General features: G+C 61.2%; 10 protein-coding genes. 4 read left to right on the forward strand and 6 right to left on the reverse strand.

Features of this window, described 5'->3' with window-relative positions:
- Positions 1-412: 412 nt before the first annotated feature.
- From pheA to HMPREF0178_RS07310, 3 genes are all read right to left on the reverse strand, one after another.
- Positions 413-1,537: a prephenate dehydratase gene (gene pheA, locus HMPREF0178_RS07300; RefSeq protein WP_009368134.1), complete on the reverse strand. Its 1,125-nt coding sequence runs from the start codon at positions 1,535-1,537 to the stop codon at positions 413-415.
- Positions 1,538-1,539: 2 nt separating this feature from the next.
- The gene (locus HMPREF0178_RS07305; protein WP_009368135.1) at positions 1,540-2,532 is read right to left on the reverse strand and encodes a 3-dehydroquinate synthase II family protein; all 993 of its coding nucleotides are present in this window, start codon (positions 2,530-2,532) and stop codon (positions 1,540-1,542) included.
- 195 nt (positions 2,533-2,727) lie between these two features.
- The gene (locus HMPREF0178_RS07310; RefSeq protein WP_009368136.1) at positions 2,728-3,531 is read right to left on the reverse strand and encodes a 2-amino-3,7-dideoxy-D-threo-hept-6-ulosonate synthase; all 804 of its coding nucleotides are present in this window, start codon (positions 3,529-3,531) and stop codon (positions 2,728-2,730) included.
- Between the two features lie 517 nt (positions 3,532-4,048).
- Between HMPREF0178_RS07310 and HMPREF0178_RS07315 the strand changes: the two genes are divergently transcribed.
- Together HMPREF0178_RS07315 and HMPREF0178_RS07320 are read left to right on the forward strand one after the other, a co-directional pair.
- Positions 4,049-4,498 carry a universal stress protein gene (locus HMPREF0178_RS07315; RefSeq protein ID WP_009368138.1) on the forward strand — a complete coding sequence of 150 codons (450 nt, stop codon included), beginning with the start codon at positions 4,049-4,051 and terminating at the stop codon, positions 4,496-4,498.
- A 203-nt stretch (positions 4,499-4,701) separates the two neighbouring features.
- Complete coding sequence (locus HMPREF0178_RS07320) at positions 4,702-5,154, forward strand: hypothetical protein (protein ID WP_009368139.1); 453 nt, start codon at positions 4,702-4,704, stop codon at positions 5,152-5,154.
- A 304-nt stretch (positions 5,155-5,458) separates the two neighbouring features.
- Here HMPREF0178_RS07320 and HMPREF0178_RS07325 read toward each other — a convergent pair whose 3' ends face one another.
- Genes HMPREF0178_RS07325 through hisH form a run of 3 tightly spaced genes read right to left on the reverse strand, consistent with a single transcriptional unit; the run spans position 5,459 to position 9,284 of the window.
- Positions 5,459-7,861, reverse strand: coding sequence for a tetratricopeptide repeat protein (locus tag HMPREF0178_RS07325; RefSeq protein ID WP_009368140.1), 2,403 nt, complete (start codon positions 7,859-7,861; stop codon positions 5,459-5,461).
- A gap of 2 nt (positions 7,862-7,863) precedes the next feature.
- Positions 7,864-8,643 (reverse strand): imidazole glycerol phosphate synthase subunit HisF, encoded by a 780-nt coding sequence (hisF, locus tag HMPREF0178_RS07330; protein WP_005027911.1) that lies wholly within the window; start codon positions 8,641-8,643, stop codon positions 7,864-7,866.
- On the reverse strand, positions 8,637-9,284 hold the full coding sequence (hisH, locus tag HMPREF0178_RS07335) for an imidazole glycerol phosphate synthase subunit HisH (protein WP_009368141.1): 648 nt from the start codon (positions 9,282-9,284) through the stop codon (positions 8,637-8,639). Before hisH ends, hisF begins: the two co-directional genes overlap by 7 nt.
- Positions 9,285-9,630: 346 nt before the next feature.
- Between hisH and HMPREF0178_RS07340 the strand changes: the two genes are divergently transcribed.
- Both HMPREF0178_RS07340 and dsrA read left to right on the forward strand, forming a co-directional pair.
- A complete protein-coding gene (locus HMPREF0178_RS07340) occupies positions 9,631-10,341 on the forward strand; it encodes a septal ring lytic transglycosylase RlpA family protein (protein WP_005027913.1) in 711 nt (236 codons plus the stop codon).
- Positions 10,342-10,959: 618 nt separating this feature from the next.
- A complete protein-coding gene (dsrA, locus tag HMPREF0178_RS07345) occupies positions 10,960-12,276 on the forward strand; it encodes a dissimilatory-type sulfite reductase subunit alpha (RefSeq protein ID WP_005027914.1) in 1,317 nt (438 codons plus the stop codon).
- Positions 12,277-12,290: the final 14 nt, after the last annotated feature.

Below are 12,290 nucleotides of genomic sequence, written 5' to 3' on the forward strand. Positions count from 1 at the left end.
TCAGAAGGTTCCCCTTCCCCCCTCCAAAACCTCCCCCTTCCCCTCCCAAGACTTTTGTATGGCTCAACGAAGGATGGGCAGGCCGCGCCATCCCGTTTCGGAGGCGTACGTCTCCCGGAGACGCAACAGAAAACAAAAGGCCCGCATCATGATGCGGGCCTTTTTCATAAGCAAAACCGATTCGTCTTCCCTAAAGCGAATTCCATTAAAAGGTCTTTGTTTTCAGAAAGCAATAGACTCTAACATATTACCTTCTTTCATACTTTTACCCATAGGGGAAAACCGCCCAACAGGGATTCGATAAACACAAAAGTCTTTGGAAAGGGAGGGATGGGGTTTGGGGAAGGGAGGGAAAAGCTTTTCTCCAGAAAAGTTTTCCTTCCCTTCCCCAATCTTCATTTTCCTTCTCTCACTACTCCCCTGCCGTGTAGCAGCCCAACAGCCTGAACGAGTGGCAGGTGTTGCGGAGTTCGGCGAGGACGCCGGAGAGCTCGGGCTTGAGCAGGTTCGTCTCGAGATCGGCAAAAAAGGCGTACTTCCAGCTCTGAGAGCGCAGGGGGCGCGACTCCAGCTTGCGGAGATTCACCCCCGCCTTGAACAACAGCTCCAAAATACCCGCCAGAGAACCGGGCTTGTCGGGCAGCGTGAACAGTACCGAAGTCTTGTTGGCTGCGGAAGTGTCCGTGGGCTTGGGGCCGATGACCACAAAACGCGTCTGATTCGTCGGCTCATCCTCAAGATTATAGGCAAGGATGGGCAAACCGAGCATCGTGGACAGGCTCTTATGCCCGATGGCGGCGCTCCCCGGCTCGGAAACCGCCCGGCGCGCGGCGGCGGCGGTGGAATCGCAGGCCATAAGAGAGGCTTCGGGCAGGTGCTGACGCAACCAGCGCTGGCACTGGGCAAGCGCCTGCGGATGGGAATACACCACTTTGATCGCTTCCGGAGACGATTCCACGGACAGCAGCGTGTGCTGGATGCGGGCGACCGACTCGGTCTGGATGTACACATCGTATTCCATGAAGAGATCGAAGCACTGCCCCACGGAGCCCTGCAGGACGTTCTCAAGCGGGATCACGCCGAGCGCGCACTCGCCGCCGTGTACGGCGGCGAAGGCCTCCCGGAAGTTCTTGCAGGGCCGGTAATCCATAAGATTCCCGAGAAGATCCACAGCCGCGAAATACGAGTTCGTACCCTCGGGGCCGAGATAGGCCACGGATACGGGACGCTGAAGGGTACGGGACGAAGCGAAAATTTCATGCCAGATGGAACGCAGATGCTCCTCGGGCAGGGGGCCTGAGTTCTCGCTGGCGAGGTTGTCCAGAATCTGCCGTTCACGCTGCGGGCGGAAGACAGGGCCGGACGTATTCGCCTTCACCCGCCCCACTTCGAGGCTCAGGGAGGCGCGGCGGTTGAGCAGGGCCAGCAGTTCGCGGTCCACGGCGTCGATCTGGAAGCGCAGCCCCTGAAGCGCTTCGGACTGTTTCGCGGCTGCGGCTTCGGACCAGCCGTCCGGGGTATCGTTGGATTCGGGCATGACTATATCTCGCGGATGTTTTCCTGAATGCGCATACCGAAATGACGCCCGGCCACATCGGCTCGGCAGATGACTTCGTCGCCGGGCCGGAGCGCGACCACGCTGACGGGCGTCCCGTCAGGCCGCACAAGGCGGATGGTTTCGGCGTTCTGCAAAAAGACGGAGCCGGTGCGCGTACCTTCCGGCGTTTCCATCTGGGCCGTGATCATCAGCATGGGCCGCACCTCGGTCTTGATGCGCCCTATGGTGGCGAGCGACGTGCGCCCGTCCTTATCCACGATAAGGACTTCGTCCCCGGAGCGCAATTCGCCCACGTAGCAGGTCCTGTCGCCGGGCATCATCGCATAGGCGTGCACGCCGCCCGCGTTGATGCGGAAAGGCCGCGCCGCCACATATTCGTTGTGCTCCGTTTCGGCGTGCGTAAGGAAGGTGAAGGCGCTGGAGTTGCCCACCAGCATCCCCTGCCCCCGCTCCATGAGGGTCAGCGTATCGACGCAGACGCGGTGCCCGAGGCCCACGGTCTTCACTTCGGTAATGGTCGCCTTGTCCAGCGTCAGCGTGCCTTGCGACAATTTCAGCTCCGATACGATGTTCTTGAGGCTTGCCAGCGCTTCGGGAAGCACCACCACGACGGGCACGCCGCATTCGAGAACCCCCGCCGCAAGACGGGCCTCGGCCAGCGAAGCGGCTTCGACCGCGAGCTTTCCGGCCACGGCGGGCTGCGCGAGCAGATTTTCCACCGGGATGATCTCCCACCCCTGAGCCAGTACGAGCCGCTCTCCCCCGGCGATGCGGGAGGCGATGGATTCTTCCTCGGCCTTGGAGCCGAGCCCCACGGACGGCATGTCCGCCTCGGCCCGCACGTCGCACAAGGCCAGGGAGCGGACGCCCTCCACATGTTCGGCTTCGGTGATGATCCCGTCGACGCCGGATTCGAGGGCCAACGTCACGTCTTCCTTGCTGAAAGGCACGCTCTTGAAATAAATGTCAGGCATGGTCCCGTTCCTGTTGTTTCAACCGCATCAGGCTTCATGTCCTGACCGGAAAATGACGGCCCCGGAACTCCCCGGAACCTTTCCCCTTCCCTTTTCCCAGCGCAGCTTCCGCCGCGCAGACGCCTCTACCAAACCGGCGTTTCCCGGATTGAGGCCGGGGGGAGCGCCCTTCAAAAAACACCCTCCCCGATCCCGCTAGCCTTCCACAATAGCCAGCGCCTCGTCGAGGGACAGGCCCTGATGGACCAGGCCGCGCAGGGCACGGACGAGCTGCACGCGCTTGGGATGCTGGAACACGTTGCGGCCCACGGAAAGGCCGGAACCGCCCGCCTTGAGGGAGTTGTCCACCATTTCGAGGAATTCGCGGGTGGTCTCGGTACGGGGGCCGCCGGCGATGACCACAGGCACGCAGCAGCCGGCGATGACCTCGGCGAAGGAATCGATGTCTCCGGTGTAAGGGACTTTCACGATGTCGGCGCCGAGCTCCACACCCACGCGGGCGCAGTGGGCAACGACGGCGGGATCGAATTCATTGGTGATGCGGGGGCCGCGGGCGTACAGCATGGCGAGGAGAGGCATACTCCATTCTTCGGCCACACGGGCGACTTCACCGAGGTCGGCGAGCATATCGCTCTCGTTGTCGTCGCCGAGGTTCACATGCACGGAAACGCCGTCGGCACCACGGCGGATGGCTTCCTCAACGGTGCATACGAGGCGTTTCTTGTTGGAGTAGCTGGACAGGGACGTTGAAGCGGAAAGATGGATGATCAGGCCGACGTCTTTGCCTTCGCCGGAAGCGCGGAAACAGCAGCGGCACAGCCCTTTGTGCATCAGAACAGCATCAGCGCCGCCGTCGGCCATGTCTGAAACCGTCTTGTGGATATTCTCGATGCCTTCGATAGGACCGACAGAGACGCCGTGATCCATAGGAACAATGATGGCGCGGCCGGTTTCACGATTGAAAATGCGCTGGAGACGAACTTGCTTGCCGAGATTCATGGTATTCCATCCTTTGTGTGTTTGCACAGGGAAGCTGCTGCATGGATCCGCGGCAAAAAGAAAGGCCGCGGATTTGCACCCGCGGCCCTGAATGTCTGGTTTTGCTTTACAACAACACCCCACACACCCTCGTACCGCAGGCGCGACCAAAATAAAAAAAGAAGCCCCAAAAGCGGCTGCTTTCGTTGGAAGCGGTAAATGCGGTGGCGGTGTAGTTGGTCATGTTGTCCTCAAATGTGTTTCGTGAAAACTAGTCCTCAATCCGGTTTCCTGTCAAGAAAAAAATGTACCTTTTTTCATCAGCGCGAAAACGTTTGCTTTTCGCCACAGTTCCGTCACTGTCCGCTTTTTCCCACGATCCTCGGCTTCCGGCAATGCACAAGAGGGAAACGAATAAAAGGCGGCCTCTTGTTTGTTAACGAAAAAACGATTACAGTCTGATTAATCTCAAAGAGCGCTCCTGCGCCGTTCCGCAGTAAAGCTCTCCACTGTGCAATCTTTTACAGGGAGAAGAGTCATGCCTGCCTTGAAGAAGATCCTGTGCGCCCTGGACCTGTCGGATCAGAGCGAATCCGTAGCCGAATACGCCGTTATGCTCGCCAAGATGTCCGGAGCCAGCATTGTGGCAGTATACGCCGCCCCCACGCTGACCCAGTACACGGGTTTCCATGTGCCGCCGAATACCATCGACAACTTTGTCGGTGAAATCGTTTCCGGCGCCGAACGCTCGATGACCGACTTTGTATCCGAACACTTCACCGGCGTGGATGCCCGCGGCGTTGTCGTCGTCGGCTACGCGGCTGAAGAGATCCTCGCCCTCGCCGAAAGCGAACAGGCCGACATCATCGTTATGGGTACCCGCGGACGCAAGGGCATCGACCTGATCCTGTTCGGCTCCGTGGCTGAAAAGGTCGTGAAGAACGCGACTTGCCCTGTGCTGACCATCCGCCCCACCGACGAAGATTGATTGACACGGGAGGCAGTCCGGTGAAACCGGGTTGCCTCCTTTTTCTTCCCTCGGACGGAACCGTTCCGTTTCGTCCTTTTTGGTGTTCGCCCAACGTTCCGCGCCGTCCGGCAGGAACGCGGACAGCAGGACTTCACTGCCGGAATCCGGGCCTGCCCCCATGCTTCACAGAAAAAGCGCTTCCGCATCATGGGAGGACGTTTATGGCTCTCTCCAGCTTTCCCGCCTTTTCCGGCAAATGCACGCCCTCGGCAGGCAGGTGTTTCCTTGTGTTCCTCGTTTCGGTGCTCGGGGTGTGCGTGAGCGTGTACTATCACTTTACGCCCGGCATTCCCTTTGATCGGAACCTGTTCGCAGCGCTGGGGATGCTTCCGGGCGCGATCCTGTGCGCACTCCTCCTGCTCCTGCCTTGCGGGGGCTGGCCTTCTTGGCTGTTCCACACGCTCTTGTGCGCCGTTATTGCACCGATATTTTGTTATTTCAGGGGAATGAATATAGACATATTCCCCGCAGCCGTATGGGGTGCGCTGCTGGGAGCAAGCATCTCCTACCCCCTGTTCACGTTCTTCAACACACTGAAAGACAGGGCGGAAAAAGACTCCGGCAAAGACAGCCAACGCCCCGTTTCCGACGAAATGAGTGCCCCAAAGAAATAGCCGCCTCTGGCCGCACGGCCCTGCACTCAACGGACGCAGTGCGTTTCCCCTTCTTTGCAGGCTATCCTTCCGGCAATCCCCATACCCCGCCGAATGACGGGGGATGCACGCCGCCGCACACCAAGCCTCTTTTCCGCGCAGCACCGGGGAGAAGGACGTCAGAGCCGGAACGCCTGCACACAGCGCTCTCCAGAGACTATTACGACCGCCTTTGGTGGGGAGGGGATGGACGCGAGCCGCGATAGCAAACTGGGGAGGGGAAACGTTCTCAAGAAAAGGGCCCCCTCCCCAATATTCAGCTCGTCTACAGCTCCCCGGCCTTCAGCAAGGCTTCGCGGGCGTCCGCCAGACGGCCCTGCACTTCGAGGGCGCGGGAAAGCACAAGCCAGCCATTCCGATATTCGGGACGCAGGGCCACGCTCTGGCGGGCCAGCGATTCCGCAAGCTCCGGATCTTCCCCGCCGTCAAGGTAGAGGTCGGCCATGAGGCTGAGGGCGGCCACATCGCGGGGATTGCGGAGCAACGCCTGATGCAGATGCTCGCGGGCCTGATCCGCTTTGCCGAGCCGCAGGGCGAGACGGGCAAGGTGCCGGTACGGGAGCGGGCTCCCTGTGTCGAGGGCCGCCGCCGACTCGAACCGGGCGCGGGCTTCTTCAAGCCGTTCCTCAGCCTCGTCGAGCTGCCCAAGCCGGATCAGGGCATACAGATGCGAGGGCGACAGCCGGATGCAGGTGCGGAAATGCTCCGCAGCCGCCTCGTTGTCGTGCAGGCTCTGGCAGACCGCGCCGAGGTTGTAGGCCAGCGCGGGATCGTCCGGGGTACGCTGGATCGCCTCCTCGAAAAAGCGCCGGGCTTCGGCATGGCGCCCAAGCGAGGCAAGGCATACACCGAGGGAATTCCACGCCAGTACATTATCCTCGTCGGCCAGCAGGGCAAGCTTATACTCTTCGATGGCCCCGAACACGTCGCCCCGGCAGTGCCGCTTGTCCGCGCTGATGTTCAGGGCGAGGGAACCGAACTGCCCGATGTGCGGCGCGGGGAGCAGGAGCGCGTATTCGAGCGCCTTGCGGGCGCCTTCGATCATGTCCGAAGGCCGGAGATCAAGGAACGGCCAGCAGGCCAGCCCCACGCCGGCACGCACGCCGAGGCGCGAGGCGATGTCGGCGCACAGCTTTTCGTACAGCTCGCGGAGCGGTTCCGCCTCCAGATCGGGATGGAAAAAGATGAGGCTGTTCAGCCCGAAGCGTCCGCCGAGCACCTTCCTGCCGCATACGGAACGGGCAAGATCGGCCACCTGCGCCATAATGTGCTCGGGCTGCGTCATGGGCTGGATCGCGCCGGAAGACTCACCGTCGCGGCGCGCCATGTCCACATGCAGCAGAGCCAGCGAAAACCGTTCGCACTCGCTGCACGCCCGCGCCAGATGGGCAAGGAAATCGCCATGCCGCAGGAGCCCGGTCAGAGGATCGGGACGATGGAACACCCCGTCGTCCTGCCCTTCGGGGGCCGCGTTCTGCACGCTCAGCCTTTGCTCCTCCTGAAGCAGCGTCAGGGCGTCGTCGGGCTCAAGCGGCCACGCGGGATCGCCAAGGTGCAGGATCTCCGCCACGGATTCCGATTCACGGACTTCCAGCAGGACGATCTCGCCCTTGTAGAGCGGCTGGAGGGACTCGTCCCCGGAACCGCCCTTGACCGCGTAGTTCACCGACCAGACCGAGAAATGCTGGCCTTCCCGCGCGCCCACGCTCCGGCCGAGCGAAGTCAGGACCCGCGAAAGGGGCATCACCTGCCGGATGTGCCCGCCTTCGAGAAGCAGCCTGCCGTACCCCATGACCCGGCCCGCCTGAAAACCGCCGGGGCCGCGCGTGCGGGCCACTTCCGCCGCGAGCTGGGCCTTGTGCAGCAGGATACGCCCGTGCTCTTCCGAACTGCGCTGGCGGGTCCCGTCCATATCCTGCGGATAGAGCGCATAGCCCGCATGGGGCTGCACGCCGAACGGCCTGCCGATCAGCGGATCGGGCAGGCGTACCTGCTCCATCGCCCGCAGGATGGCGGCGGAAAGGTTTTCGCACTCGGGGCGCGTGGCTTCGGGAAGGAACACCGCAACCGCGCTGTCGCCGATGCGCGCGCCGAACGCCTGCTCGGGGAGCTGGCCGGAAAACGCCTCCACCAGCTTGCCCACGAGCCGATCCGCAAAACCGTAGCTGATATTCCGGGCCACTTCGCGCACGCCGTCGAACCGGACGACGATGAGGCCGAGCGTACCGCCCCGGCTGCTGCCTTCGCCGCTTTCCAGCCCGAACTCCCGCGCGAACGCCGACTGTATGGCCCCGGTTTCCTGCGTGAGCCGCTCCAGCAGCACCTCATGGGTCGCAAGCCCCGAGCGGGGATCAAGCCGCCCGGCCTTGTACAGCTCCAGATTCTCAAGGCACAGATCGACGATGCCGGGCAGGGACGGCAGCAGCGCCGTCACGCGCTCGGCGTCGGGCACACGGGCCATGAACACGCCGAGGAGTTCCCCGTGCCGGACGAGTGGCAGCAAAAGCTTTCCCTCGTCCGGCAGCCATTCCGGTTCCTTCGAACGGGTCTGGCGGGGAAAATAGACGGCGTGTGCCTCGAACGGGAGCACGCGGTACAGACTGTCCCGCAGCCGCTGCTCCAGATCCAGCAGATCACGCCGGACAAGGCCGGTCGTCAAGCCCGACATGCCTACCACGTCAGGCGGACGGGCACGCCGCGATCCGCCATGTATTGCTTGAGCTGCCCGATCGTATATTCGCCGTAATGCACGATGGAGGCGATGAGCGCCGCCGAAGCGCGGCCTTCCGTCACGGCGTCCACCATGTGCTGCGGGCTCCCCGCGCCGCCGGAAGCGATGACGGGGATACGCACGGCGTCGCAGATCAAACGGGTGAGCGTCAGCTCATAGCCGTCCTTGGTTCCGTCGGCGTCGATGGAGTTGACGCACAGTTCGCCCGCGCCGAGCGCCTCGCAGCGCTTCGCCCACTCGATGGCGTCGATTCCCATGGCCTTCCGCCCGCCATGAATCACGATCTCGTATCCGGACGGGATTTCCGGGGTGACGGGAACCCGCTTCACGTCCATGCCGACTACAATGGCCTGCGAGCCGAACGCGTCCGCGCCCTGCGAAATGATTTCAGGATGCTTCACGGCGGCGGAGTTCACGGAAATCTTTTCCGCGCCCGCGAGCAGCACGGCCCGCATGTCCTGTACCGTGGAAATGCCGCCCCCCACGGAGAAGGGGATGAAAATCTCCGAGGCGACCTTTTCCACCACGTCGAGGAAGATCCCGCGCGCCTCGGCGGAAGCCGTGATGTCGTAAAAGACGATTTCGTCGGCCCCGGCCTCGTAATACTGCCGGGCGGTTTCCACCGGATCGCCGATGTCTTCGTTGCCCACGAACTTGACGCCCTTGGTCAGGCGCCCGTTGCGCACGTCAAGGCAAGGGATAACCCGTTTCGTCAGCATACCCGGCCTCCCGCGCTGCGTGCCATGCACCATTCATAGAAATTGGAAAGGATCTTCAATCCCGGCCGCCCGCTCTTTTCCGGGTGGAACTGGATGGCCCACAGGCCGTCCTGCCCATACACCGCGCAAAATTCCGTACCGTAACAGCTTGTGGCGATGACCTTTTCCGGGGCCGTCTCCACATAATAGCCGTGCACGAAATAGAAGGCCGCGTCAGCCGGGACATCCTTCAGGATGGGGCTCTCCTGCTTGCGGGAAATCGTGTTCCAGCCCATGTGCGGGATGCGGATAGGCGCCCCACCTTCCTCCAAACGCTCGTCGAAACGCACGCAGCGGCCTTCCACGAGGCCGAGGGTCGGCGTGTCGTTCTCGTCGCTGTGGGCCACCATGATCTGGCAGCCGAGGCAGATCCCGAGCAGGGGCCTGCCCGACGAGACGACATTGCGCAGCACCGCGTCGAGGCCGGAATCCTGAAGGTGGCGCATGGCCTGTCCGGCCGCGCCCACGCCGGGGAAAATCACGCCGGCCGCGCTGTCCACGACGGCGGGATCGGCAGTGATGACGCAGGGAATGCCCAGATGATCGAGCGCGCGGCGCACGCTGGTCTGGTTCCCCGCCTTGTAGTCAAGGATGGCAAGCATAGTTCTTCCCGGTAAACCGTTGTCCGCCGCCTCCGCGCGGAAAAACGTCCGGCGGGCGGGAGCGGGTGAAAGCCCATCGAAAGGGCCGAAAACACGATACTATCCGGTTCAGCGCCAGGTCAAGGCCCACGGAGCGCCGGCCCAAGTGTCGGTACGCCCGGAAGCCCGCATGTTCCTTGCCTTAAGAGGCTTGTTGAGGGCGCATGGAAAGCCGGGGTTGACAGAATCCGTAGTCTGGGTGAAATATATGACAATTCCACACTCCATCACGAGGTAAACCAAGGCCCTTTCTCTTCCGCCAGGCGCGGGAGGCCTGCCGTACGGGGCCGCAGCGCTAAGGATACGCATGATAAAACGAGCCATCACCCTGCTGCTCTTGGCTCTTCCCTTTTATTTGGCCGCCGTCCAGCAGGCGGAAGGCCGATCTCCGGGCCCCATGCTTGAGGTCTTCACCGGGGGAGCCACCTTCTACAGCGACTCGTTCCACGGCAAGAAAACAGCCAATGGGGAACGCTACAACAAGAACGAATTCACGGCGGCGCACCGCTCCCTTCCTTTGGGGACCATCGTCCGCGTGACCAACCTTTCCAATGGGAACAACCTGCTCGTCCGCATCAACGACCGCGGGCCGGGCAAGAAAAAACTCATCCTCGACGTTTCCAGGGCCGCCGCCAGCAAGCTGAACATGATCCGGCGCGGCGTGATTTCCGTTCAAGTCGAGGTCGTCGCCGACAAGCGGGGCATCCCGGTCCTCCGGAACAACGCCTTTTACCTGCGGCTGGCCAGCGCACGCACGCTCAAGGACGCCCAAAACAAGCTCAAAACGCTTTCGTCCGCCAGCTCCTCCAAGCTCACCAAGCAGACTTCCCGCAACCGGTCCGGCGAACTCAAAATCCTCTCGGAACGCCTTCCCAACGGCCGCACGCAATACTTCGTCGGCCAGGGCCCCTTCACCCGCTACCGGGATGCGCAACACGCTCTGAGCAAAGCCAGAGCCAGGCACACTGAAGCAAGCGTCGCCTGCCTCCCCACGCTGGTCGCCGAAAACACCCGCTAACGACGGTTTGAGCCGCCCTCCGCAAGCGCCTTTCCGTATGCCCGGCACCCGCCACTCTTCGGGGCTCCACACCGCGCCTTTTGGGACAACCTCCCCTGTTTTTCATGGGAGTCTTTTCGTGTGTCCTGTTGGACTTTGGCCCAAAAACAGCTTAATCAGCTAGTATTAAAGGGGAAATATACTCAGCTCCCAGAATATTGTTCAAAAAATCACTAAATCTTTTTCGTTCTTCTTTGCACAACTTTTTCCGTCAACAACTATCACACTGTTTAAACATACTTTTTATACAAAAAAGACAAAGAGGGAAACGGTTTTCAACTCCCCAAAAGCCCTTTTCGGACTGGTGCAGAAATTCACTCTATCCTCTATCGTGCCCTAATCACGCGCCATTTGCACGAGTTCCCGGCTCCGCGGGGCTAAATGTGCACAAAATCCTTTGATGACACTGTGTTTCTCGAGCCTTCCTTGACACAAACAAGAACTGCATGGTATTTTTAACAAGAAGTAAGATAACTGAGATCAGGCTCGCGCGTTTGCGCCCGGGCCGTCTTAGAATATCCCGCGGCGCTCAGCCGCACCACAATGCGGTTACCAACCAAACCAAGTGGAGGTAAGGCAATGGCAATCAAACATCCAACTCCCTTGTTGGATCAACTCGAAACTGGCCCCTGGCCCAGCTTCGTGTCCGACATCAAGCAGGAAGCTGAATACAGAGCGGCCAACCCCGACAACGTGGAATTTCAGGTTCCCGCCGACGCTCCCGACGACCTGCTCGGCGTGCTTGAACTCTCCTATAAAGAAGGGGAAACGCACTGGAAGCACGGCGGCATCGTGGGCGTGTTCGGTTACGGCGGCGGCGTTATCGGCCGTTACTGCGACCAGCCCGAAATGTTCCCCGGCGTGGCTCACTTCCACACCGTCCGCGTGGCTCAGCCCTCCGGTAAGTACTACTCCACCGAATTCCTGCGCGGCCTGTGCGACATTTGGGAACTCCGTGGCTCCGGTCTGACCAACATGCACGGTTCCACCGGCGACATCGTGCTCATCGGCACCCAGACCCCGCAGCTTGAAGAGATCTTCTACGATCTCACCCACAAGCTTGACGTCGACCTCGGCGGTTCCGGTTCGAACCTCCGTACGCCTGCCGCCTGCCTTGGCCAGAGCCGCTGCGAATACGCCTGCTACAACACGCAGGACGCTTGCTATCAGCTCACCATGGACTATCAGGACGAGCTGCACCGTCCCGCCTTCCCCTACAAGTTCAAGTTCAAGTTCGACGGCTGCCCGAACGGCTGCGTGGCCGCTATGGCCCGTTCCGACTTTGCCGTCGTGGGTACGTGGAAGGACGACATCAAGATCGATCAGGAAGCTGTGAAAGCCTACGTTGCCGGCGAATTCGCCCCCAACGCCGGTGCTCACGCCGGTCGTGACTGGGGCAAGTTCGACATCGAAGCCGAAGTCATCAACCTGTGCCCCTCCAAGTGCATGAAATGGGACGGCAGCCGCCTCTTCATCAACAACGCCGAATGCGTGCGTTGTATGCACTGTATCAACACCATGCCCCGCGCCCTGCACATCGGCGACGAACGCGGCGCGTCCATCCTCTGCGGCGCCAAGGCCCCGGTCGTTGACGGCGCTCAGATGGGCTCCTTGCTCGTTCCCTTCGTCCCGGTTGAAGCTCCTTACACCGAAGTCAAAGAAATCATTGAAAAGATTTGGGATTGGTGGATGGAAGAAGGCAAGAACCGCGAACGTCTCGGCGAAACCATGAAGCGTCTGTCCTTCCAGAAGCTGCTTGAAGTCACCGAAATCCCCGCTCTTGCTCAGCACGTCAAGGAACCGCGTTCCAACCCGTACATCTTCTTCAAGGAAGAAGAAGTGCCCGGCGGCTGGAACCGTGACCTGGCTGCTTACCGCTCCAGACATCAACGCTAAAGAGAAGGGAGAAT

The sequence above is a fragment of the Bilophila sp. 4_1_30 genome, from assembly GCF_000224655.1.
Classification (GTDB): Bacteria; Desulfobacterota; Desulfovibrionia; order Desulfovibrionales; family Desulfovibrionaceae; genus Bilophila; species Bilophila wadsworthia.

Coding starts and splice junctions, on each gene's coding strand:
- dsrA (WP_005027914.1), top strand. CDS start 10,960: ATGGCAATCAAACATCCAACTCCCTTGTTGGATCAACTCGAAACTGGC.
- HMPREF0178_RS07315 (WP_009368138.1), top strand. CDS start 4,049: ATGCCTGCCTTGAAGAAGATCCTGTGCGCCCTGGACCTGTCGGATCAG.
- HMPREF0178_RS07305 (WP_009368135.1), bottom strand. CDS start 2,532: ATGCCTGACATTTATTTCAAGAGCGTGCCTTTCAGCAAGGAAGACGTG.
- pheA (WP_009368134.1), bottom strand. CDS start 1,537: ATGCCCGAATCCAACGATACCCCGGACGGCTGGTCCGAAGCCGCAGCC.
- HMPREF0178_RS07325 (WP_009368140.1), bottom strand. CDS start 7,861: ATGTCGGGCTTGACGACCGGCCTTGTCCGGCGTGATCTGCTGGATCTG.
- HMPREF0178_RS07310 (WP_009368136.1), bottom strand. CDS start 3,531: ATGAATCTCGGCAAGCAAGTTCGTCTCCAGCGCATTTTCAATCGTGAA.
- HMPREF0178_RS07320 (WP_009368139.1), top strand. CDS start 4,702: ATGGCTCTCTCCAGCTTTCCCGCCTTTTCCGGCAAATGCACGCCCTCG.
- hisF (WP_005027911.1), bottom strand. CDS start 8,643: ATGCTGACGAAACGGGTTATCCCTTGCCTTGACGTGCGCAACGGGCGC.
- HMPREF0178_RS07340 (WP_005027913.1), top strand. CDS start 9,631: ATGATAAAACGAGCCATCACCCTGCTGCTCTTGGCTCTTCCCTTTTAT.
- hisH (WP_009368141.1), bottom strand. CDS start 9,284: ATGCTTGCCATCCTTGACTACAAGGCGGGGAACCAGACCAGCGTGCGC.